This is a genomic window from Mumia flava, from assembly GCF_002797495.1.
GTDB lineage: Bacteria > Actinomycetota > Actinomycetes > Propionibacteriales > Nocardioidaceae > Mumia > Mumia flava.
The window spans coordinates 56706-76464 of sequence record NZ_PGEZ01000002.1 but is presented as its reverse complement, the minus strand read 5'-3'; the positions used below and the strand labels follow the sequence as shown (position 1 = coordinate 76464).

The 19759-nt window shown below is 71.5% G+C and carries 28 protein-coding genes; 9 read left to right on the top strand and 19 right to left on the bottom strand.

Going from position 1 to position 19759, the window contains the following annotated elements; all coding sequences use genetic code 11:
* Positions 1 to 25: 25 nt before the first annotated feature.
* Entirely contained in the window at positions 26 to 790 is a 765-nt protein-coding gene (locus CLV56_RS14530) for a DinB family protein (RefSeq protein WP_039361884.1), read from the bottom strand.
* Positions 791 to 808: 18 nt separating this feature from the next.
* On the opposite strand from CLV56_RS14530, the gene CLV56_RS14525 reads away from it, so the two are divergent.
* The gene (locus CLV56_RS14525) at positions 809 to 1402 is read left to right on the top strand and encodes a GrpB family protein (protein ID WP_039362194.1); all 594 of its coding nucleotides are present in this window, start codon (positions 809 to 811) and stop codon (positions 1400 to 1402) included.
* On the opposite strand, the gene CLV56_RS14520 is transcribed toward CLV56_RS14525, so the two are convergent.
* Positions 1369 to 2097, bottom strand: coding sequence for a DinB family protein (locus CLV56_RS14520; RefSeq protein ID WP_039361882.1), 729 nt, complete (start codon positions 2095 to 2097; stop codon positions 1369 to 1371). The two genes, CLV56_RS14525 and CLV56_RS14520, sit on opposite strands and share 34 nt — an antisense overlap.
* 133 nt (positions 2098 to 2230) lie before the next feature.
* Between CLV56_RS14520 and CLV56_RS14515 the strand changes: the two genes are divergently transcribed.
* The 3 genes from CLV56_RS14515 (at position 2231) to CLV56_RS14505 (ending at position 4843) form a co-directional block, all read left to right on the top strand.
* The gene (locus CLV56_RS14515; RefSeq protein ID WP_039361879.1) at positions 2231 to 3151 is read left to right on the top strand and encodes a methylenetetrahydrofolate reductase; all 921 of its coding nucleotides are present in this window, start codon (positions 2231 to 2233) and stop codon (positions 3149 to 3151) included.
* A gap of 216 nt (positions 3152 to 3367) precedes the next feature.
* Positions 3368 to 3778, top strand: a complete 411-nt coding sequence (locus CLV56_RS14510) for a YunG family protein (protein WP_039361878.1) — start codon at positions 3368 to 3370, stop codon at positions 3776 to 3778.
* A gap of 21 nt (positions 3779 to 3799) precedes the next feature.
* Positions 3800 to 4843 (top strand): S66 family peptidase, encoded by a 1044-nt coding sequence (locus CLV56_RS14505; RefSeq protein ID WP_039361873.1) that lies wholly within the window; start codon positions 3800 to 3802, stop codon positions 4841 to 4843.
* On the opposite strand, the gene CLV56_RS14500 is transcribed toward CLV56_RS14505, so the two are convergent.
* The 7 genes from CLV56_RS14500 to CLV56_RS14470 form a co-directional block, all read right to left on the bottom strand.
* Positions 4834 to 5490 carry a maleylpyruvate isomerase family mycothiol-dependent enzyme gene (locus tag CLV56_RS14500; RefSeq protein ID WP_039361868.1) on the bottom strand — a complete coding sequence of 219 codons (657 nt, stop codon included), beginning with the start codon at positions 5488 to 5490 and terminating at the stop codon, positions 4834 to 4836. The genes CLV56_RS14505 and CLV56_RS14500 overlap by 10 nt on opposite strands.
* 80 nt (positions 5491 to 5570) lie before the next feature.
* The gene (locus CLV56_RS14495; protein ID WP_039361866.1) at positions 5571 to 6044 is read right to left on the bottom strand and encodes an SRPBCC family protein; all 474 of its coding nucleotides are present in this window, start codon (positions 6042 to 6044) and stop codon (positions 5571 to 5573) included.
* 40 nt (positions 6045 to 6084) lie between these two features.
* A complete protein-coding gene (locus CLV56_RS14490) occupies positions 6085 to 6639 on the bottom strand; it encodes a dihydrofolate reductase family protein (protein WP_039361863.1) in 555 nt (184 codons plus the stop codon).
* A 113-nt stretch (positions 6640 to 6752) separates the two neighbouring features.
* Positions 6753 to 7196, bottom strand: a complete 444-nt coding sequence (locus CLV56_RS14485; protein WP_039361860.1) for an SRPBCC family protein — start codon at positions 7194 to 7196, stop codon at positions 6753 to 6755.
* Between the two features lie 89 nt (positions 7197 to 7285).
* Positions 7286 to 7624, bottom strand: a complete 339-nt coding sequence (locus tag CLV56_RS14480) for an ArsR/SmtB family transcription factor (protein WP_039361856.1) — start codon at positions 7622 to 7624, stop codon at positions 7286 to 7288.
* Positions 7621 to 8085, bottom strand: a complete 465-nt coding sequence (locus CLV56_RS14475) for an SRPBCC domain-containing protein (protein WP_039361853.1) — start codon at positions 8083 to 8085, stop codon at positions 7621 to 7623. Before CLV56_RS14475 ends, CLV56_RS14480 begins: the two co-directional genes overlap by 4 nt.
* Before the next feature lie 121 nt (positions 8086 to 8206).
* Positions 8207 to 8551: an iron chaperone gene (locus CLV56_RS14470; protein WP_039361850.1), complete on the bottom strand. Its 345-nt coding sequence runs from the start codon at positions 8549 to 8551 to the stop codon at positions 8207 to 8209.
* Positions 8552 to 8676: 125 nt separating this feature from the next.
* On the opposite strand from CLV56_RS14470, the gene CLV56_RS14465 reads away from it, so the two are divergent.
* A complete protein-coding gene (locus CLV56_RS14465) occupies positions 8677 to 9285 on the top strand; it encodes a carboxymuconolactone decarboxylase family protein (RefSeq protein WP_039361848.1) in 609 nt (202 codons plus the stop codon).
* Entirely contained in the window at positions 9282 to 10154 is an 873-nt protein-coding gene (locus CLV56_RS14460; RefSeq protein WP_039361845.1) for an RNA polymerase sigma-70 factor, read from the top strand. The genes CLV56_RS14465 and CLV56_RS14460 overlap by 4 nt, the downstream gene beginning before the upstream one ends.
* Before the next feature lie 3 nt (positions 10155 to 10157).
* On the opposite strand, the gene CLV56_RS14455 is transcribed toward CLV56_RS14460, so the two are convergent.
* From CLV56_RS14455 to CLV56_RS14430, 6 genes are all read right to left on the bottom strand, one after another.
* Complete coding sequence (locus tag CLV56_RS14455) at positions 10158 to 10562, bottom strand: ArsR/SmtB family transcription factor (RefSeq protein WP_039361842.1); 405 nt, start codon at positions 10560 to 10562, stop codon at positions 10158 to 10160.
* A gap of 5 nt (positions 10563 to 10567) precedes the next feature.
* Complete coding sequence (locus tag CLV56_RS14450; RefSeq protein ID WP_039361840.1) at positions 10568 to 11215, bottom strand: SRPBCC family protein; 648 nt, start codon at positions 11213 to 11215, stop codon at positions 10568 to 10570.
* 26 nt (positions 11216 to 11241) lie between these two features.
* A complete protein-coding gene (locus CLV56_RS14445; RefSeq protein WP_100415195.1) occupies positions 11242 to 11643 on the bottom strand; it encodes an acyl-CoA thioesterase in 402 nt (133 codons plus the stop codon).
* Positions 11640 to 12452, bottom strand: a complete 813-nt coding sequence (locus tag CLV56_RS14440; protein WP_039361836.1) for a hypothetical protein — start codon at positions 12450 to 12452, stop codon at positions 11640 to 11642. The genes CLV56_RS14445 and CLV56_RS14440 overlap by 4 nt, the downstream gene beginning before the upstream one ends.
* Before the next feature lie 122 nt (positions 12453 to 12574).
* Positions 12575 to 13585 carry a threonine dehydratase gene (locus tag CLV56_RS14435; RefSeq protein WP_039361834.1) on the bottom strand — a complete coding sequence of 337 codons (1011 nt, stop codon included), beginning with the start codon at positions 13583 to 13585 and terminating at the stop codon, positions 12575 to 12577.
* A 39-nt stretch (positions 13586 to 13624) separates the two neighbouring features.
* Complete coding sequence (locus CLV56_RS14430) at positions 13625 to 15055, bottom strand: HNH endonuclease signature motif containing protein (protein ID WP_039361832.1); 1431 nt, start codon at positions 15053 to 15055, stop codon at positions 13625 to 13627.
* Positions 15056 to 15195: 140 nt separating this feature from the next.
* Between CLV56_RS14430 and CLV56_RS14425 the strand changes: the two genes are divergently transcribed.
* Together CLV56_RS14425 and CLV56_RS14420 are read left to right on the top strand one after the other, a co-directional pair.
* Positions 15196 to 15702 (top strand): DnaJ family domain-containing protein, encoded by a 507-nt coding sequence (locus tag CLV56_RS14425; RefSeq protein WP_211288155.1) that lies wholly within the window; start codon positions 15196 to 15198, stop codon positions 15700 to 15702.
* 49 nt (positions 15703 to 15751) lie between these two features.
* Positions 15752 to 16387, top strand: coding sequence for a DedA family protein (locus CLV56_RS14420; protein ID WP_245857946.1), 636 nt, complete (start codon positions 15752 to 15754; stop codon positions 16385 to 16387).
* Between the two features lie 4 nt (positions 16388 to 16391).
* Here the strand turns inward: CLV56_RS14420 and CLV56_RS14415 are convergent, their stop codons facing one another.
* From CLV56_RS14415 to CLV56_RS14400, 4 genes are read right to left on the bottom strand one after another with little or no spacing between them, the layout of a single operon-like run.
* Complete coding sequence (locus tag CLV56_RS14415) at positions 16392 to 16793, bottom strand: FAD synthase family protein (protein ID WP_039361830.1); 402 nt, start codon at positions 16791 to 16793, stop codon at positions 16392 to 16394.
* Positions 16794 to 16817: 24 nt separating this feature from the next.
* Entirely contained in the window at positions 16818 to 17273 is a 456-nt protein-coding gene (locus tag CLV56_RS14410; RefSeq protein ID WP_039361827.1) for a hypothetical protein, read from the bottom strand.
* On the bottom strand, positions 17266 to 17628 hold the full coding sequence (locus CLV56_RS14405) for a hypothetical protein (RefSeq protein ID WP_039361824.1): 363 nt from the start codon (positions 17626 to 17628) through the stop codon (positions 17266 to 17268). The genes CLV56_RS14410 and CLV56_RS14405 overlap by 8 nt, the downstream gene beginning before the upstream one ends.
* A 7-nt stretch (positions 17629 to 17635) precedes the next feature.
* A complete protein-coding gene (locus tag CLV56_RS14400) occupies positions 17636 to 18835 on the bottom strand; it encodes an acyl-CoA dehydrogenase family protein (protein ID WP_039361822.1) in 1200 nt (399 codons plus the stop codon).
* A gap of 55 nt (positions 18836 to 18890) precedes the next feature.
* Here CLV56_RS14400 and CLV56_RS14395 point away from each other — a divergent pair, with 55 nt between their 5' ends.
* Positions 18891 to 19754, top strand: a complete 864-nt coding sequence (locus tag CLV56_RS14395) for a formate dehydrogenase accessory sulfurtransferase FdhD (RefSeq protein ID WP_039361820.1) — start codon at positions 18891 to 18893, stop codon at positions 19752 to 19754.
* Positions 19755 to 19759 lie beyond the last annotated feature (5 nt).

Here is a 19759-nt window from a genome sequence, read left to right as displayed (position 1 = left end):
GCGATCACGTCGGCGCGGAACGCCTTCACGCAGGCGCGGGGCGACCCTCGAGCACCGCGAGGTCGCGCACCGCGTACCGATGGTGCTCGGCCTCCTCCTTCAGGACGACCTTCAGGCAGCGGCGCACGACGTAGGTCTGGTCCGGGTACGGGTCGGCGGGCTTGCGGCCGCACACCCGGTCGAGCTCGTCGTCCGTGAGTCGCCCGACGGTCGCGCGCATCGTCGCCATGCGTGCACGCCGTGGCGCGAGCACGTCCTCGAGCGTCGGCTCGGCGTCGAGCGTCAGCCCGAGCCGGGCCGTGTCCGCGGCGGGCATCCCGTCGGCCGGACAGCCGAGCGGGTGGTACGGGGCGTGCTCCTCGAGCACCGCGTTGCCGAGCCACGCGTCGCTCGCGAACAGCAGGTGCCGTTGCGTCTCGACGAACGACCACTCGCCGTCGACCCGTTCGTGCAGCGCGGCCTCGGGCAACCGGCGAGCGCGCTCGATCGTGGCGTCCCACACGGACTCCAGTGCGTCCCAGGTCGACCGGTAGTCGTCGGGGGAGTCGGCGTCGCGTGCCAGCGCACGTGCGGGCTCCACCCGATCGAGCTCGGCCTGGACGTAGGCCGTGACGTCGACGTCGTTGACGAGCACACGCTCGAACGCGCCGCTCAGTGCGACGCGGTCCCCGTAGCAGTCGACGATCTTGAGGCCGCTGACGTCGCAGTCACGGATCTCGAGCCCGGCCAGGTCGCTCAGGTGGATGCGTGCGCCACGGAGCTGGCCGGTAGCGATGTCGTCGTCAGGCACGTGACTAGTGTGCTGCTCGTGGACGAAACTCGCGAGACCCGCACGCGCCGTCGCGACGACGTGACCGACCTCGAGCTCGTCGGGGGAGTCGAGCGGCGCGACCTGTTCCTGGTCGAGCACGACCCGGCGTGGGCGGTCGCGTACGCGACCCACGAGTCCCGGGTGCGCGACGCGGTCGGCGGCGGCGTGGTCGACGTCCAGCACATCGGCTCGACCTCGGTGCCGGGACTCGCCGCCAAGCCGATCATCGACGTCCAGCTCACGGTGCCCGACATCACCGCGGAGGAGGACTACCTCGAGCCGTTGCTGGCGGCCGGTTACGTCCTGCGCGTGCGCGAGCCGGGCCACCGGATGATTCGGACGACCGAGCGGGACGTGCACGTCCACATCCTCGAGCCGGACGACCCGGCCGCCGACGACCACCTGCTGCTGCGGGACCACCTTCGGGTCGACGAGGCCGACCGTCGGCTCTACGAGGCGACGAAGCGGGATCTGGTCGCGCGCGACTGGGCGGACATGAACGCGTACGCCGACGCGAAGACCGCGGTCATCGAGGAGATCAAGGCACGCGCGCGCGATCAGCGCAGACGCGCGAGATCCCGGCGTACGTAGCGCAGGTGCGCCCACTCCTCCTCCAGGATCACGCGTACGCAGTCGCCGACGCTGGGATGCCAGTCGTTGCCCCACGGGTCGTCGCGCTCCTGAGCGAGCAGCTCCGGCGTGGCCGACTCCAGGAAGTCGGTGACCTGCTGCTGCCGGTCGGCGCGCACGGTGAGGATCTCGTCGTACGACGCCGGGTCCGTACGGAAGATCGAGGTGTCGAAGCCCATCTGCTCGGCGCCGGTGAAGATCTGGCCGATCTCGTGGAACGGCTGCGGCAGACGCAGGATCGCGCCACGGAGCCAGGCGTCGGTCGCGAGGACGAGGTGCCGCAACGTCTGCGCCAGGGACCACTCGTCCTCGACGTGAGCGTCGCGGAGCTCGGGCGGCGTGCCTGTCACGGTCTCGCGCCACGCGGACTGCGCGGCCACCCAGCCCTCGCGGAGTCCCTCGGGCGTCTGCGCCGACTGGAGCTCGCGGCCGGGGAACCGGCGGTTGAGCTCGGCCTCGACCATCGGCACGACGTCGACGCCGTTGACGACGAGGCTGCCGAAGGCCAGGTCGTGGCTGTCGATGTCGAGGCCGTCCAGGTCGACGCCGCGCATCGTGACACCGCTGACGTCGGAGAACCGCATGGTGGCTCCCTTGAAGCTTGCTCGAACGAAGGTCGCGCCCTCGAACTCCTGAGTGCCGGAGTAGACCGTCATCAGGCCATCATGGCCATGAGAAGCCGGGTCCGCGCGGGCATCGTGTTCCGGTAGTCCGCGATCGTCACGAGACCAGGGCCCACGAACGCCGGCGGAAGGCGCTGAGCGGCCGGCGGTCCGCTACTTTCGGCCCATGGACCTGGCGCAACGGATCGCGGCACGGGGGAGCGAGCTCTTGTTCTTCGCTGTGACTCCTCCTCGGGTCACGGTCACGCGTGAGCGGGCCCGGGAGATCGCCGACGTGACGCAGGAGCGCCTCGCTCCGCTGCGCCTCGACGGGCTCGTCCTCTACGACATCGACGACGAGAGCAACCGCAACCCGGCGGAACGGCCCTTCCCGTTCCTGCCCACGATGGACCCGGCGGCGTTCCGTGCCCAGCACCTGACGGACGTGACCACACCGGTCGTGGTGTACCGGGCGGTCGGCAAGTACGACGAGGACGACCTCCGTGCGTGGTTGGAGGCGCAGGACGCCGACCGCGCCCTGACGGTCTTCGTCGGCGCGTCGTCGCGACACGCGCAGCCGGCGACCTCGCTCGTACGCGCTCAGGAGCTGTGGGCGCAGACCCGACCCGACCTGAGGCTCGGGGGAGTCGCGATCCCCGAGCGCCACACCCGCAGGGGAGACGAGCACCTTCGCCTGATCGCGAAGCAGGAAGCCGGCTGCTCGTTCTTCGTCACGCAGGTCGTCTACGACGCCAATGCCGCGAAGAACCTCGTCTCCGACTATCGGTACGAGTGCGTCGCGCGCGGCCTCGATCCCGTGCCGATCGTGTTCACGTTCTCGGTGTGCGGATCGCTGAAGACGATGGAGTTCCTGGACTGGCTCGGTGTCGACGTGCCGAGGTGGATCCAGAACGACCTGCGGCACGCCGACGACACGCTCCAGGCGTCGTACGAGCACGCGCTCGGCGCCGCGCGCGAGCTGATCGGATTCTGCCGACGCATGGGCGTCCCGTTCGGGGTCAACGTGGAGAGCGTGTCGATCCGTCGTGCGGAGATCGAGGCGTCGGTGGACCTCGCTCGCGTGATCGGCGGAGACCTTCGCCGCTAGGCGCAGCGCCGGAAGGCGCTGCGCGGCCGCAGTCTCGGTACGCGACGTCGACCTCGTCGCAGCGTCGGGCGACGTACGCCTGCTGACCGCATGGCGAACCGAGGGGCCCGCCGTGCGAGGCACCGCCGCGGGCTCCCTGGTGCGCCGATAAGCGACATTATGTCATTCTGTAGCGACTGACCACCGCACGCAACTCCCTGCACCTAGACTGACGCGGTGTCGACCGCGCGCACCGTAACCCTCGAGGAGCTCACTCGCGCACTGCGCGACGCCTGGGATGCCGACACGTGCGCACCCGAGGACCGTCCGGCGTGGAGCCCACAGAACCCGGCTCGCGGTCAGTGCATCACGACCGTGCTCGTCGTCCACGACTTCCTCGGGGGCGAGCTCGTACGCGGCGAGGTGCACGTCGGCGGGCAACAGGTCGATTACCACTGGTGGAACCGGCTCGCGGACGGCACGGAGATCGATCTGACTCGCGAGCAGTTCGGCGCTGACGAGCTGGTGACGGGCAGGCAGATGGTCGAACGACCGACCGGCCCTCACCGCGTCGAGCGCGAGTACGAGCGTCTCAGCACTCGCGTCCTCGACCGCCTCGACGCCGCGGACGACCCGAAAACCAGGTGACACACGCCCTACCGTCGAGGCATGGAGTTCGTGTCGGTTCCGAAGGCCCAGCCTGGCGACAAGGTCGCCGTCCTCTCCCCTTCGTTCGCCGCGCCCGCCGTGGCACCGGCCGTCCACGACCAGGCACTCGAGCGACTCGCCGCGCTCACGGGACTCGTACCGGTCGAGTACCCGACGACACGCCGCCTGGACGCCTCAGCCGAGGACCGTGCGGCCGACTTGAACGCCGCGTTCGGAGACCCCGAGATCCGTGCTGTCCTCGCCACGATCGGCGGCGAGGACCAGATCACGGTCGTCCCCCACCTCGACGCGCAGCTTGCCAGCCGCGACCCGAAGCCCTTCCTCGGCTACAGCGACAACACGAACCTCCTGAACTGGCTGTGGAGCCACGGCGTGCCGGGCTTCTACGGCGGTTCGACCCAGGTCCACCTGGGAGCGGGCCCGCACGTCGATCCGGTCCACGAGCAGAGCCTCCGAGCGGCACTGCTCACGGGTGAGCGCCTCGAGCTCGTCGAACCCGGCGAGTCCGAGGACATCGGCATCGACTGGGAGGATCCTCGCTCGCTGTCCGAGTTCGGTGAGCGTGAACCGACCGAGCCGTGGACCTGGGCCGGGCCCGAACGGACCGTCACCGGCCGGACCTGGGGCGGCTGCGTCGACGTCCTCCAGTGGATCCTCACCGCGGGCCGCTTCCCCACCGACCCTGCGGTCCTCGACGGCGGGGTCCTGCTGGTCGAGACCTCCGAGGAGCTGATGCCGGCCCGCGAGTTCGGCTGGATCCTCCGGTCGCTCGGCGAGCGCGGCCTTCTCGCAGCCGTCGAGGCCGTGGTCGTCGCGCGTCCGCCGACGTCGGACTTCGTCGTACGGCCGCCTGCCGAGGTACGGCGCGCGAAACGGGACGAGCAGCGCGATGCGGCGATCGCGGTCGTGAGTCGCTACAACCCCGACGCCGTCATCGTGGTCGGACCACCGTTCGGGCACACCCGCCCGCAGTGGATCGTGCCGTACGGCGGATTCATGACCGTCGACGGGAGCACCCAGCGTCTGTTCGCCGACTACCGGTGATCTGCGGCCGCCCGCACCTGCGACCGCAGCAGCGCCGCTCCCGGACCGTCGAGCTCGTCGAGATACGCGTCGCGACCTGCCATGCCCATCACCAGCGCGAGCGTGGACCCGGTCACCAGCGGCCCCTCCCCTGCCTCGAACGGCCCGTCGTCCGCGCTCAACCGGAGCCCAGCGGCGTGCGTACGGCTCGACACCGTGAAGTTCTGCCGGACGAAGAACTCCGCGACGGGCGTGGACGCCTCGACGCTCGGTCGGTGCGCCAGTCCCAAGGGCCGACGGATGTCTTGCGCGTGCACGACGACCTCGCCGAGGTACGCCGGGGTGTGGCTCGACGGCGCGGTCGTGCTGTCGACCACGGCCCGGAATCGTTCGAGCGTCTCCGCGGGGTCGCTCCCCCGGTGCTCCTCCATCCGCCGCTGGTTGTGCACGTCGGTCCGGAAGCCGGCGCCGATCATGCTGCGGAACCACCGCCACGAGCCGACGCTCCCCGAAGCCGTGAGGTGGGCGACGACCTCCTCCACGTCCCACCGCCCGCACAGCGTCGCGTGACGCCACTGCTCGGCGTCCAGTGTCTCGAGGTCCTTCACGAGCGCCGCGCGCTCGATCCGCGCCAGGTCCCAGAGTCGGTCGTCGTCAGCTCGTGCCATCGCGCACAGTCCTCGTCTGATCGGGTCGGCCATGGTGCCAGGCACACGGACCCGTTCGGTGCCCGGAACTCATCGGTCGGCTACGCCTCCCCGTCGGGCCCCTCTTCCACCAGCCCCGCGAGCCGGTCGATCGACGCGCGCAGGCTGTCAGCCGTGGTCGCGCGCGCCCGCGGAAGCCGCTTGGTGTCGGTCAGCTGCGACCAGTCGTACGTGTGGGTGACCCGTGTCGTCGCGTCGTCGATCGGCTCCAGCTCCCACCGCCAGAGGTGGCCCGGGGGCTTGCGGCCCGGCTCGGCCGGCCGCCAGGCGATCAGGCGCGCCTCCTCGAACTCCACGATGTGGTTCTCGCGGAGCTGGCCCTTCGTCGTCGTCATCTCGAAGACGTCGCCGACGGCACGCACCCGCTGCTCGGGTGCAGCCTCGGACAGGTTGTCGTTGCCGTCCCATCGCGGCTGCTGGGCCGGGTCGGCGATCAGCTCGAAGATCTCCGCCGGTCCCGCGGCGATGTCACGGCTGGAGCTGACGACGCGCGATTCTGCCTCACCCTCGGTCATGGGGCCATCGAACCACGCGCCGCACCCTGGGCCACACGGCTCAGCTCACGCACGCGTAGCGCAGCATCGCCACGCCCGACCGGAACCCCCGCGCCTCGAGCAGCTCGAGACGCGGAAGCACGGTCCCGTCCGCGACCAGGCCGCGTCCGCGTCCCTGCACGTACGGGTAGACGAACAGGCAGATCTCGTCGACCAGCTCGCCTGCCGCCAGCAGAGCGTGCGCCAAGGTGATGCTCCCTGACATCACGATGTCGCCGCCGTCGGTCAGTTTGAGCCGACGGACCTCGTCGACAGGATCGCCCCCCAGGACGGTGGAGTTCCGCCACTGCGGATCGGTCATCGACGACGAGACGACGTACTTCTCGACCTGATCGAGGTGGGCGCCGGCAGGCTCGTCGGTGTGCTGCGGCCAGTACCCACGGAAGTCCTCGAACGTCTGACGTCCGAGCAGGACCCCGTCGGACGCCTCGCCCTGCCGCTGGAGCTCCGCCTGCAGGTCGTCGACATCGCCCTCCGGAGACGGATCGAACCAGCTGTCCAGCATCTCGATCCGCCCGTCAGCCGTGATGTTCTCGTTCAGCAGAAGTCGGCGCATGCCGTCCTCCTCCGTGTCGATTCCTTCGGTCTCTACGAAGGTCGACGCGACCCCGGACAGGAACTCATCGGTGACGGGCGGACCGAGACGCGGATCGCGAGCCGCGGACGTCGTCAGTGCCAGTCGCTGATCTGCACGTCGTCGGGCGACGGGGCTCCCTCCCCTGTCTCGAGCAGCTGCTTGAGGCTGAGCAGGTACGACGCCCACTTCGTGCTGCAGTGGTACATGAACTCGACCTCCTCGGCCCAGCCGCGGTGCTCGAACAGGATGATCGTGTACTCCCCCTCCTGGCGGAGGTCGAAGCTGACGTGCGTGCCGATCCACTCCGGTGGTCCGTCGACGACCTCCCAGAGGACGCGCTTGCCCGGGACGAGCTCGAGCACCTTCATGTCGAACCCGCCGGGCGGGAACCGGAACGCGATCACGCCGTCGACGTCCGCGCTGCCCGTGGTGTCGCGGGTCCACCAGCCGGCGAGCCCGTCGATGGTGGTCAGCGCCGTGAAAGCGGCGTCCGGAGACGTCGACGTGGCGCCGACGCGGTGCAGGATGTTGAGCATCCGATGTCCTTCCTGTCAGTGCGCGAGGGCGCACGGATTCCTCCCACCGCGGACGCGGCGGGCAGTACGGGGTGGTGCGAGCGGGCTCCTCAGGCCTCGCGGTCGCGCTGGATCGCCTCCGCGATCGTCTTGATCCGCCGCAGGCGGGCGTCCCAGGTCTGGCCGACGGCGTTCAGCTGGGCCGCCGCTCGCTCGAGCTGGGCCTCGTCGACGTGGTAGTGCCTCTCCCGCCCGGACGGCGTCGCCTCCACGAGGCCGACGCGGTCCAGCACGCCGAGGTGCTTCGCGACCGCCTGCCGGGTCACCGGGAGCTGCTCGCTCAGAGACGTCGCCGTCCCGGGACCGCCGGCGAGCAGCAGGTCGAGCATCCGCCGCCGGGTCGGGTCGCCGATCGCGGACCAGAGCGCGTCGTCGACCGGCTCGCTCATCGCGCTGCCACCAGGGCTTCGGCACGGGCGGCGATGCGGGGCACGAAGTAGGCCCAGCCGCTCACGTGGTCGGCGTACGTCTCCTCGAGCACCGCGGTCTCCCATCCGCGCTCCCGAAACCCGGTCTCGGTCATCTTCAGGAGCGTCCCGGTGCCGACGGGAACCAGCTCGAACGTCACCAGCAGCGAGTTGCCGTCCACGGGTGTCTCCGCCGCCGGATGGGTCCAGCGGAACGTGAAGAGCCGGGGCGGCTCGGCAACGACCACCGTCATCGGCGTGACGTGGGCCCGCGGGGTGTCGGCGTCGCCCCAGACCATCTCCCCCGTCGCGCCGGGGGTCGGCGGGATGTCGGTCTCGTTCTCCCACCAGACGCGCACGTGCTCGGGCTGCGTCACCACCTCGAACACCACCTCCGGCGGCGCGTCGATGTGGATCTCGCGTTCGATGCTGGCGTACTCCATCGGCTCTCCCGGCTACTCGCAACCATCGGTTGCGTAATACCGTACGCCCGCAGCCGCGGATTCGCAACCATCAGTTGCGAATCCGCAAGCCTCCCCCGGTTCTACCGCAGTCTCCCCGGTTCTACCGGTCGATCTGCCGCTTGCGTGCCTCGACGATCCGTACGGCGAGGTCCGTCGGCAGCGGTGCGTCCGGCTGGAACCGGATCGTCCCCTTCGACGCGTCGAACCCCGCCAGCTCGTCGGCGAGCTCCCCCACGATCTCCCCGCTGAACGGGTAGAGCGCGAGATGCGACGCCGTCGCCATCACGCTCACGAGCGGCTTGCCGCGGTACACCAGCGCCGGCATGCCGTAGCCCTTGCCCTGCTCGGCGTCCGGTACGGCGTCGTGCGCGGCTGCGTACAGCGCCGTGATCACACCGCGCCGCGGTTCGTCGAGGGTCTCCAGGTAGTCGTCGACCGTCCCCATGACGCTCAGCGTAGGGACCTGCGCGCGGACCTGCCGGGATGCTGTGCGCCGGTGTCACAGAACGAGCCCGGCCGGTGTCTTCATGCCAACGGCACCGAAGCCGACCACGATCACCAGGAGGAGACATGACGAGCACCGCTCGCATCCCCGCAGCCGAGGTCACCGGACTGTACGGGTGGCTCGCGAAGACGATGAGCCGCAAGATCCTCGGACAGGTCCCCGAGTCGCTCGGGGTGCTGTGGCACCACCAGGACGTGCTGAAGGATCTGATGAAGGCGGGGCGCAAGGCCGAGGGCTGGGACCAGGTCGACCCCAACCTCGCGACCTTCGCGAACATGGCCGTCTCGGCCCACGTCGGGTGCAGCTTCTGCCTCGACCTGCACTACTACCTCGCGCACGACCACAACCTCGACGAGGAGAAGGCCCGCGAGGTCCCCCGCTGGCGGGACTCCGACGTCTTCACGCCGACGGAGCGTCGCGTGCTCGCCTTCGCGGAGGCGATGAGCGAGACGCCGCTGACGGTCACCGACGTGATGGTGGACGAGCTCGTCGAGGACCTGGGGATCCCCGCCGTGATCGAGCTCAGCGCGCGCATCGGGATGATGAATCTGACCACACGGATGAACATCGCCCTGGGGATCGAGGCGCAGGGCCTGTCGAGCGCCTGCGGTCTCCCGCCCCTCGCGGTCGCACCTGACGCGCCGGTCACCTTGGCCGTACTCTCCCAGGCATGAGCGACGACCCGTTCGTCACCCACCGCAGCCTCCTCTTCACCGTCGCGTACGAGATGCTCGGCTCCGTCGCCGACGCCGAGGACGTGGTGCAGGAGAGCTGGCTGCGGTGGGACGGCGTCGACCGGTCGGGGGTGCGCGACCCGCGGGCGTACCTCGTGCGGATCGTCACCCGCCAGGCGCTCAACCGGCTCCGTGCGCTGTCGCGCCGCCGCGAGACGTACGTCGGCGAGTGGCTTCCCGAACCGCTGCTGACCAGCCCCGACGTGGCTGAAGACGTCGAGCTGGCGGAGAACGTCTCGATCGCGATGCTCACGGTGCTCGAGACCCTGTCGCCGACCGAGCGCGCCGTGTTCGTGCTGCGCGAGGTGTTCGACGCGCCGTACGAGGAGATCGCCCAGGCGATCGAGAAGAAGCCCGCGGCCGTACGGCAGATCGCGCGGCGCGCCCGCGAGCACGTCGCCGCCCGCCGCCCGCGGGTCGCGGTGGACCGCGACGAGCAGGAGGTGGTCGTGGAGAAGTTCCTCGCTGCGTTCACGACCGGGGACGTGCAGGGCCTGATGGACGTGCTCGCACCCGACGTGGTGATCCTGTCCGACGGCGGCGGTGTGGCGCCTGCTGCACGGCACCCGATCATCGGCGCCGACCGCATCGCGAAGCTCGTCACCGTCGCCCACGCCCGGGCCGGCGGTCCGGTCTCCGCGGTCGCGGCGACGCTCAACGGGGCGCCGGGGGCGCGGATCCTCGTGGGCGACGACCTCGCGGGCGCGGTGAGCCTCACGATCGAGGGCGGCCGGATCACCCGGATCTTCGGCATCTGGAACCCGGAGAAGCTCGGTCGTCTCGAGGTCGAGGCCGCGTTGTCGCGGTAGCGGTCAGCCGGCCTCCGCGGCTGCGTCCTCAGCCCGTGTCGCCGCCGGCGCCGCCCGCCGTGCCGCGCGTCGACCGCGCGCCACCTCGGTCGCCAGCGCGTCGAGCGGTTGCTCGATCCCGGCGAGGGGGTCGACGAGCGACTCCAGCCACGCTCGCGCGCGCGACACCGCCTCGGGGTCGACGGCGTACAGCCGCTTCGTCCCGTCGGCACGCACCGAGACCAGTCCGGCATCGCGCAGCACCCGCAGGTGCTGGGAGACCGCCGGTTGGGACATCGGTGCGTGCTGCTGGACGGCGGCGACGATCTCCCCCGCCGGGGTCTCCCCCGCCGAGACCAGCCCGAGGACGACACGGCGGACGGGGTCGCCCAGCGCATCGAACAACGCACCTGCGCTCCGCCCGGACACGATAGTCAGGCTCCGTCCGGCTCGACGGTGTAGAACGTCACGGATCCCTGAGCCGACGCGCGGGCGGCCTCGGGGTCGTCCCCGTCGGCGATCGCCGCGTCGCACCAGCCGGCTGCGGCCGTGCGGACGAAGTCGAGCCCCTCGGGCGTCAGCGGGAAGCGGAGTCCCTCGGCAGGATCCACCGCCGCACCGCTGTCCAGGTGCAGGCCGAGCCCCATCAGCGCGAGGTCCCAGCCGATGCCGACGGCCCCCGGTCCGAACTGTGCCCACATGTCCGGGTCCACGACCGCCTCGTGCACGAGCTCGAACGTCGTGCCGTCGTCGGCGGGAAGGAGATTCACCCGCAGCCACGACACCGTGCCGCCGAACTCCCAGGTCACCGCGAGCGTCCGCGGCGCGTCGCACTCCTCGACGACGCCGCCCGCCTGTCCCTCGAACTGGTAGCGGCCGCCGACCTTCAGGTCCCCCGAGACCGGCAGGAACCACCGCGGCAGCCGTTCGGCGTCCGTCAGGGCGTCCCACAGGTCGGCCTGATCCGTCCGGTACGTCCGGCGCGCCACCGCGATCCTGGTGGCGACGCCGTCACGCTCGCCGGTGCGGACCTCGCGGGTCATCAGCCTCGCGGTCGCGATCGGGTCCTCGAGCAGAGCCATGCCGTCCTCCTTATATAAGTCGCAACTTATACTAGCACGGCACGGGCAGCGTGCGGCACCTCCATCGGTTCTCCGTCCGGTGCGTACACGTACGTCGTGTCGACCTCGCAGCAGATCGCGCCCTCGACCGAGATCACGAAGCGCATCAGGAGGCTCGTCCGACCGACCCGCTCGCACGACGCGTCGACGTCGACGCGGTCCCCGTGCCGCACGCCCGCCGCCCAGGTGAGCGTCGACGACTTCAGCATCACGTCCTCGGCGAACGCCCCGAGGCCGCGCTCGATGCAGAAGGCGGCCAGGGCCTCGTCGCAGTAGGTCAGGTAGTGCGCGTTGAACACGACGCCCTGCTGATCGGTCTCGGCGTACCGCACCGGCGCGGTCCAGCGGGTCGTTCGTTCTCTGCTCGTGCTGCGGGCGGGGCTCGTCATGCCCGCCATCGTGGCACGGCGGACCCGTCCCGGGCGGTCCGTGCCGCAGGCGCGGCCCGCACCCAGGCGAGCAACGGCACCACGGTCACTGCCGCCAGCACGACGAACATCCACGCACCCGCAAGCGTCGCGACCGGTGACGTGGGGTCTGCCGCGTGCCCGAGCACCTGGTCGACGGCGACCCCGATCGCCTCGAGCAGCCAGAACACGAGGCCGGCGCCGGCGAGGAACCCGCCGGCAGGAGTCCGCCGCCACAGCAGCACCGCGACGACGGCGAGAGCCGGCAGCCAGAACGCCAGGTCCTGCACGTAGATCGGGTTGGTCGTCAGGCCGGTCCCCTCGAGGAAGGCCGGCGGGTGCTCGCCCAGGTCCGGGACCACCGCGCCCACCCAGGCGAGCGCGTTGAGGGTGACCACGACCAGCATGAAACCTGCGATCATCCGGACCGGCATGTCGGGCCCGGGCTCGAACAGCGGCAGCGGGTCGAGCAGAGCGCTCACCAGCGTCCAGAACGCCAGCCCCAGCGTGGCCACGGAGACCAGGAACAGCACGTTGAACGGAGTCGCGTACACGAGCAGCATCGCGTTGTAGGTCAGGTACGCGAGTGCGCCGATCGCGACCGCGTGCCCGCGTACCGAGCGTTCCGCGGCCCGCATCCCCGCGAACAGGACCGGCAGGGCCACCAGGAGCATGACGAGCGCCGTGCCGCGAGCCGAGCCGTTCATCACCTCCGTGCCGCGCAGGAGTCCCTCGATCGCCAGGACCGGGAGCGTCCCGGCCACGACCGCGAGGCCCAGGACCACGCACATCCCTCTCGTCCGGCTCCCCATCGCCGCCACCTCCTCGCGGTCAGCGTCCCGCGGAGCGGGAGGGAACGGCCAGGGTCCTGCGATGCGACAGTCCGGGACCTAAGGTCCTCCCCTCGGCCCTCTCACTCGCGTCCGGCCAGCACCCGCGCGAACACGTCCGAGTCGACGTTCCCGCCGCTCAGGACCGCGGCGACCGTACGCCCCCGCACGCGGTCGCGGTCGGCGAGCACGGCCGCCACGGCGGCGGCACCCGCACCCTCGGCCACGTTGTGGGTCGTCGCGAAGATCACACGCATCGCCTCCGCCACCTGCTCGTCGGTCACGCGAACGATCCGCCGGACCTTCGCACGCATCACGGCGAACGCCTGGGCGTTCGGGGTGCGGCACGCCATCCCGTCGGCGAGCGCGGTGCTGACCGGCGCGGACACCGCCTGACCGGAGGCGAGGGACTCGGCGTACGCAGGGGCGTGCGCCGAGACCACACCGACGATCTCGACGTCGCGATCGAGCGCGTCGCGGGCGGCGAGCAGGCCGCAGATCCCCGACCCGAGCCCGATCGGCACGTAGACCGCATCCAGGTCGGGCACGGCACGCATCAGCTCGAGCCCGTACGTGGCGACGCCGGCGACGAGCCCGCGGTCGTACGAGGGGACGAGATGGAGGTCGCGATCGGTCGCGAGGTCGGCGGCGTGCTCGAGCGACGCCTGGAAGTCGTCCCCGTGCTCGATCAGCCGTGCGCCCAGCGCGTTCATCGCGGCGTTCTTCTCCCGGCTGTTGCCGTGCGGGACGACGATCGTCAGCTCGAGCCCGTGCCGCGCCGCGGCGTACGCCAGGGACTGGCCGTGGTTGCCACGGGTCGCGCACACCAGGCCCCTCGTCCCACCGCCGGCGCGTTCCAGCGCTCCGCTGTCGACGAGCCCGGCGACGTACGCGAGACCACCGCGGATCTTGAAGGCACCGACCGGCGTGTGGTTCTCGTGCTTCAACCAGCTCGTCGTGCCGACCACCTCCGACAGCATCGGCCACTCCTGCTGCGGCGTCGGCCCGAAGGCGCGCGCAACCTCCCGCGCAGCCTCCTCGATCTCGGACAGGCTCGGCAAGGTGCTCGGAGTGCTACCGGTCGAGGTCGTCACGGCTCCACTGTGCCAGGCGGGTCGTCCTCGTGCGGCGGGTCAGCATGTCGGGGGTGCCCGGGGTCGTTGCCGGCCGCGCGCGTCGGCAGCCGTGTCCGCCCGCTCGTCCGCCCGCGCGCGGTTCACGAGACCTCGCAGCTGGTGCTCAGGAACCGATCCCCGGGGCCGGATCGTGCCCGGATACGCACCGGGCGCCCGCGGGCGTGGAGCGGAATAGGAGTGCCCGGTCGGTGTGCGCCACCGCACCACCTCTCCGACGTCCGTGTGCACGCGGTCGACGCGCCATCCGTGCGCTTCCTTCGTGAGGTTGTCCGTCCGACAGACGGGTCCGCCGTTCGCTGCGGTCGACAGGCCGCCCGCGGCGTACGGTGTCTGGTGGTCCAGGTCGCGCCCGCCGCAGTCGCACCACGGGCGGGTGCAGTGGCCGTCGGTCGCACGGATCGCCCGCGCGACACCCGCGGGGAACCGCCGCCGGCGCGACTCGGAGTCGACCAGCCGGGTCCCGTCGCGGTCGGTGAAGAACCGCCGCAACCAGGCCCGCTCGTCCGTCGCCAGCCGTCGCGCGAGCTCGGCCGGGACCGGCCCGTATCCCAGCAGCACGCCGGCGGAGTCCTCGTCGCCGAACAGCGTCTCCGGGCGCATCACGACGTCGACTGTCGCAGGGACGCTGCACCAACCCTCGGCCCCGACCGGCGCCCCGGTCAGGACCTCGACGGCGACGTCAGCCATGAGCTGGGTGATGGTCCGCGCATCGCCGTCCGCACGCCGCGCCGACGCCTCGTGGTCGAGTCGTGCGTAGACCGCGGCGACCTGCTCCGCGGGCGCGTGGAGGTGGAGCGTGCTCGTGGCGTCGGGATGACGTGTCACACCCACACCGCGATCCTCGCGTGCCCGGACCGACCGCTCGTACGCCGCGTGCGGGTCCACCGACAGGACCAGCGCGCGCGTCGCGTCGGCGGCCCGACGCGGGCCCCATCCCGGGAGGTCACCGATGAGTCGCTCCTCGACCCAGTCGCAGTCGTCGGCCGACAGCACCGAGGTCTCCCGGCACACCGCCTCGACCACGGCCTTGGAGACCGTCCCGTCGCGCAGCAGCGCGTGGATCCGCGGGAACCGGGTCGCCAGGTGCGCCAGCGCGTAGGTCGAACGTCCCGCCGGGCTCGAGACCTGGCGGGCCAGCGCGATCTCCGACGACAGCGACCGCACCATCGTCTCCTCGTCCTGCAGCCGTCCCTCGGTCGCCCGGCGTCGCTCGTCGAGCGCGAGGACCGCATCGAGCTGAAGGCCGTGCGCCACCCGCACGACGCGCTCGCACGCCGCGACGACGTCGACCTCGCCCGCACCGAGCGCCAGCGCGGTCGGCTCCTCCTCGGCCACGTCGACCCGGGCGAGGCCGATGACCGACCCGACGGCCTTCTCGAGCGCGTCGAGCAGGTCACTGACCGCCTCGGTGGCACCGGTATCGAACATGTGTCCACGCTACTGGGAGGCGGTGACAGTTCCGCGTCGCGATGCACCAGGACCTCGGTGACGGTTCTGCATCAGGACATCGGTGACGGGTCTGCAGGGAGCTTCCGGGGCGTCGTAGCCTGGGGGCGGGAGGGATGTCGATGTCCGACGACCACGACCGCAGCAACCACGACCGCACTCCCGCGGATCGCCCGCAGGCCGACCGGCGACGAGGCCGGCAGCGCTCCGGCTGGGTCGATCCGGACCAGGTGCGAGTGGACGAGGTGCTGTACGTCGACCGGCAGATCCGCGCCGCCATGGACCGGGGCGAGTTCGACGACCTGCCGCTGGCCGGGAAGCCGATCCCCGGGATCGACGACGACCGCTCCCCCGACTGGTGGGTCCGCAGGCTCGTCGAGCGCGAGCGGATCACCGGAGTCCTCCCGGAGGCCCTCCAGCTCCGCAAGGACGACGCCGCGCTGGACGGCAGCCTCGACCGGCTGGGCAGCGCCGCACAGGTTCGCGACGCGGTCGACGCGTTCAACCGCCGGGTCGTCGAGGCACGCCGCCAGCTCCGCGGCGGTCCCCCGGTCGTCACCGCGACGCGCGACGTCGACGACGAGGTGGCGCGATGGGACGAGCGACGGCGCCGGCGGCGCGCGGGGTGAGGGTCGTCCCGGGTGATCGTGCTGGGACCCGGTCGCTAGGCTTCGGCCCGTGAGCGAGATCGACGGGATCGCCGGCTGGGCGACGGACATGATGGACTGGCTGGGCGCTCCCGGCGCCGGTCTCGCGATCGCGCTCGAGAACCTGTTCCCGCCGCTTCCCAGCGAGGTGATCCTGCCGCTCGCTGGCTTCACCGCCAGCGCGGGCAAGATGAACCTCGCGGCCGCGATGATCTGGACCACGATCGGCTCGGTCGTCGGCGCGCTGGCGCTCTACGGGCTCGGCCTGTGGTTCGGGCGCGACCGGCTGATCCGGATCGTCGACCGGCTCCCGCTCGTCCAGGTCGCCGACGTCGAGCGGACGGAGGCGTGGTTCGCACGGCACGGGACGAAGGCCGTGTTCTTCGGCCGGTTCATCCCGATCTTCCGCAGCCTGATCTCGATCCCGGCCGGTCTCGAACGGATGCGTCTGCCGGTCTTCCTGCTGCTCACCACGGCCGGCAGCGCGATCTGGAACGTCCTGTTCATCATGCTCGGCTACGGCCTCGGCGAGAACTGGGAGCGCGTCAGCGAGATCGTGTCGACCTACTCCAGGACGGTCCTGCTGGTCGGCGTCACCGCGGTGATGGTCTTCGTCGTCGTCCGGATCGTGCAGCTGCGCCGCACGACCGAGCGCAACGACCCGTAGCGGCTCAGGAGCTCGTCGCGATGTGCTCGATCAGCGCGGTCGTGGAGACCGACGGCGTCCGCGGGAAGTAGACGACCTCGCACAGCGACGCGAACTCGTCGAAGCGCCCCTTCCAGTCGTCGCCCATCGCGAGCACGTCGGCGCCGAACTTCGTGATGTACTCGCCCTTGAGCTCGAGGCTCTCCTCGACGAACACCTCGTCGACGACCCGCATCGCGGACACGATCTCGATCCGCTCCTCCTGGGTGAAGACCGGTGCGCGGCCCTTCTTGCGGATGTTCAGGGCATCCGCCGACACCCCCACCACGAGCCGGTCGCCGAGGGCGGCGGCCCGCTCGAGGATGCGGACGTGGCCGACGTGGAAGACGTCGAAGGTCCCGAAGGTGATGACGGTGCGCTGGCTCACCCGGTCGAGGTTACCGGTCGGTCGCTATCGGGAGGCCGTGGCCCCGCTGCCGCCTCGATGCCGCCGGACCCACCAGAGCCCGACGACCGGCAGGATCAACGGGACGTACCCGTAGCCCTGCCCGAACGCCGACCACACGGTGGCGTCGGGGAACAGCTCCGGGTCGATCACCGTGAGCGTGCCGACCGCGAGGACACCGACCAGCTCCACCGAGATCGCGATCGTCGCCACCCGGGTCCACCTCGGCCCGCCCTTGACCAGCGCCACCGTCGCGACGACGTAGACCAGCGCGGCGAAGGCGGACAGGAGGTACGCGACGGGCGCATCGTCGAACTCGAGTGCGAGCTGGACGACCGACCGCGCCGTCGCCGACAACGCGAAGACCGCGTAGACCGCGACCAGGACGCGGCCGAAGCCGGACGCGGTGTGCTGCCCACGGCCGGGCGCGGCCCCCGACGCACCTCCGGACTCCTCAGACATGTCCGCTCCACAGCTGGACCAGGCGCAGCACGAGGACCGCGATCGTGAGCATCGCCACGAGGACGACCGCGGTCCCCCAGCGCGACTTCTCGGCCACGCCCCACACGATCGCGACCGGAGGGATCACGACGCAGGTGAGCAGGTACCCGACGAAGGTGATCCCCTCGACCGCGCGCGAGGTCTGTGCGAGCGCGATGCAGCCGCCGACGAGCTGTGCGACCAGCGCGACCTCGAGCACGGACGCCAGGTAGAAGAGCGGGTTGTCGACCGGGCGGTTGCGTACCATCAGCCACCCCGCGTACGCCGCCGCGACGAGCGCGAGCACGGCGACGAGCCATGCGGACCAGAGTGCCATGCGTCCCTCAGGCCTGCGGCGGCCGGAAGGCGGGGATCCCGGTGATCGCCTGGCCGACGATCAGCGCGTGCATCTCCGAGGTGCCCTCGTAGGTGAGGACGGACTCGAGGTTGTTCGCGTGCCGGATCACCGGGTACTCGAGCGAGATGCCGTTGGCGCCGAGGATCGTGCGGGCCGTGCGGCAGATCTCCAGCGCCTCGCGGACGTTGTTGAGCTTGCCGACGCTGACCTGCTCCGGGCGCAGCCCGACCGCGTCCTTGCGCCGGCCGAGGTGCAGCGCGAGCAGGACGCCCTTCTGGAGCTCGAGCAGCATGTCGGCGAGCTTCGCCTGGGTCAGCTGGAAGGACGCGATCGGCGCCCCGAACTGCTCGCGGCTCAGCGCGTAGTCCCGCGCGGCCTCGTACGACGACCGCGCGGCGCCCATCGCACCCCAGACGATCCCGTAGCGCGCCTCGCTCAGGCACGACAGCGGGCCCCGAAGGCCGGTCACGTCGGGCAGCACCGCGTCGGCCGGCAGCCGGACGCCGTCCAGCACCAGCTCGGAGGTGATCGACGCGCGCAGCGACATCTTGTGCTTGATCGTGCGTGCCTCGAAGCCCGGCGTGGCCGTCGGGACCACGAACCCGCGCACGCCCTCGTCGGTGCGGGCCCAGACCACGGCGACGTCCGCGACCGAGCCGTTCGTGATCCACATCTTGGCGCCGTCGAGCACCCAGTCGTCGCCGTCGCGGCGGGCGCGGGTCCGCATGCTCGCCGGGTCGGATCCGGCGTCCGGCTCCGTCAGCCCGAAGCACCCGATCGCCTCGCCGGACGCCATCCGCGGCAGCCACTCCTGCTTGTGCTCCTCGGACCCGAACGCGTGGATCGCGAACATCGCCAGCGACCCCTGCACGGACACCATCGAGCGGATCCCGGAGTCGCAGGCCTCCAGCTCCAGGCACGCCAGGCCGTACGCCGTGGCGCTCGCGCCCGCGCACCCGTACCCGTCGAGGTGCATCCCGAGCAGCCCGAGCGAGCCGAACGTCCTCGCGAGGTCCCGGACGCCCGGCAGCTCGCCGGACTCGAACCAGCCGGCGACGTGCGGCGTGACCTCCTTGGCCAGGACCTCGCGCACGGTGTCGCGGATCGCGATCTCCTCGGCGTCGAGGACGTCGTCGATCCCGAGCAGATCGTCGGGATCGAGGGCCGGTGGGCGGTGACTCGTCATGCTGGTGATGCTAGTCCTGCGCTGCGCGCCGGCCCCACCGCCGTAGGCTCGGAGCATGAGCAGACCCACCGCGAGGCGACGCGTGGTCGAGTGGGCCGACGGCTCGCTGCGCGCCCGCGAGGACCGCGTGCTGACCGAGGAGCCGCTCGAGATCCGGGTGTCGGCCGCAGGCGAGCCCCCGCGCCGCTTCGGCGTGACGATGCGCACGCCGGGCGCGGACTTCGAGCTGGCTGCCGGGTTGCTGCTCGCGGAGGGCGTCGTCGCGGGGATCGACGACCTCGCCCGGGTCGCGTACTGCACCGACGAGACGCTGCGGCCCGACCAGAGGTTCAACGTCGTCACGGTCGACCTCACGGGGCCGGTGCGCCGCTCCTGGGTGGACCGGCAGGCCCGCGCCACGTCGGCCTGCGGCGTCTGCGGGACCGACTCCCTCGACGAGGTCGAGGCGCTCGCCGGGCGCACCGCCTCGGATCGCGCGCACGCCGCGCCCGCTCCTCCGTGGGATCCGGCGCTGCTCGCCGCGCTCCCCGACCGGCTGCGCACCCGCCAGCAGCAGTTCGACCGCACCGGCGGCGCGCACGCCGCGGGAATCTTCACCGACGACACGAGCACCGCCGACAGCGGCACGGTCGTGGTGCGCGAGGACGTGGGCCGGCACAACGCCGTCGACAAGGCCGTCGGGTACGCGCTCCTCAACCGCGTCGACGTCGCCGGGGACGCGCTGTGCACCAGCGGCCGTGTGGGGTTCGAGATCGTCCAGAAGGCCGCAGTCGCCGGGATCGGCGCGGTCGTCGGCGTCGGCGCTCCGACGACGCTCGCGATCGACCTGGCCGAGCGTGCCGCGATCACGCTGGCGGCCTTCGCTCGCGACGGACGCGTCGTCCTCCACCACGTCCCCCAGCCCGCCGTGGCCGGCTGAGCGGC

Bases quoted from the DNA above. Each gene is read 5' to 3' on its own strand.
- CLV56_RS14495 (WP_039361866.1), bottom strand. From the start codon at position 6,044: ATGACCGAGGGTGAGGCAGAATCGCGCGTCGTCAGCTCCAGCCGTGAC.
- CLV56_RS14515 (WP_039361879.1), top strand. From the start codon at position 2,231: ATGGACCTGGCGCAACGGATCGCGGCACGGGGGAGCGAGCTCTTGTTC.
- CLV56_RS14430 (WP_039361832.1), bottom strand. From the start codon at position 15,055: ATGTTCGATACCGGTGCCACCGAGGCGGTCAGTGACCTGCTCGACGCG.
- CLV56_RS14460 (WP_039361845.1), top strand. From the start codon at position 9,282: ATGAGCGACGACCCGTTCGTCACCCACCGCAGCCTCCTCTTCACCGTC.
- CLV56_RS14470 (WP_039361850.1), bottom strand. From the start codon at position 8,551: ATGGGGACGGTCGACGACTACCTGGAGACCCTCGACGAACCGCGGCGC.
- CLV56_RS14395 (WP_039361820.1), top strand. From the start codon at position 18,891: ATGAGCAGACCCACCGCGAGGCGACGCGTGGTCGAGTGGGCCGACGGC.
- CLV56_RS14450 (WP_039361840.1), bottom strand. From the start codon at position 11,215: ATGGCTCTGCTCGAGGACCCGATCGCGACCGCGAGGCTGATGACCCGC.
- CLV56_RS14425 (WP_211288155.1), top strand. From the start codon at position 15,196: ATGTCCGACGACCACGACCGCAGCAACCACGACCGCACTCCCGCGGAT.
- CLV56_RS14405 (WP_039361824.1), bottom strand. From the start codon at position 17,628: ATGGCACTCTGGTCCGCATGGCTCGTCGCCGTGCTCGCGCTCGTCGCG.
- CLV56_RS14410 (WP_039361827.1), bottom strand. From the start codon at position 17,273: ATGTCTGAGGAGTCCGGAGGTGCGTCGGGGGCCGCGCCCGGCCGTGGG.
- CLV56_RS14440 (WP_039361836.1), bottom strand. From the start codon at position 12,452: ATGTGCGTGGTCCTGGGCCTCGCGGTCGTGGCCGGGACGCTCCCGGTC.
- CLV56_RS14485 (WP_039361860.1), bottom strand. From the start codon at position 7,196: ATGCTCAACATCCTGCACCGCGTCGGCGCCACGTCGACGTCTCCGGAC.
- CLV56_RS14475 (WP_039361853.1), bottom strand. From the start codon at position 8,085: ATGGAGTACGCCAGCATCGAACGCGAGATCCACATCGACGCGCCGCCG.
- CLV56_RS14400 (WP_039361822.1), bottom strand. From the start codon at position 18,835: ATGACGAGTCACCGCCCACCGGCCCTCGATCCCGACGATCTGCTCGGG.
- CLV56_RS14465 (WP_039361848.1), top strand. From the start codon at position 8,677: ATGACGAGCACCGCTCGCATCCCCGCAGCCGAGGTCACCGGACTGTAC.
- CLV56_RS14490 (WP_039361863.1), bottom strand. From the start codon at position 6,639: ATGCGCCGACTTCTGCTGAACGAGAACATCACGGCTGACGGGCGGATC.
- CLV56_RS14445 (WP_100415195.1), bottom strand. From the start codon at position 11,643: ATGACGAGCCCCGCCCGCAGCACGAGCAGAGAACGAACGACCCGCTGG.
- CLV56_RS14480 (WP_039361856.1), bottom strand. From the start codon at position 7,624: ATGAGCGAGCCGGTCGACGACGCGCTCTGGTCCGCGATCGGCGACCCG.
- CLV56_RS14520 (WP_039361882.1), bottom strand. From the start codon at position 2,097: ATGACGGTCTACTCCGGCACTCAGGAGTTCGAGGGCGCGACCTTCGTT.
- CLV56_RS14505 (WP_039361873.1), top strand. From the start codon at position 3,800: ATGGAGTTCGTGTCGGTTCCGAAGGCCCAGCCTGGCGACAAGGTCGCC.
- CLV56_RS14500 (WP_039361868.1), bottom strand. From the start codon at position 5,490: ATGGCACGAGCTGACGACGACCGACTCTGGGACCTGGCGCGGATCGAG.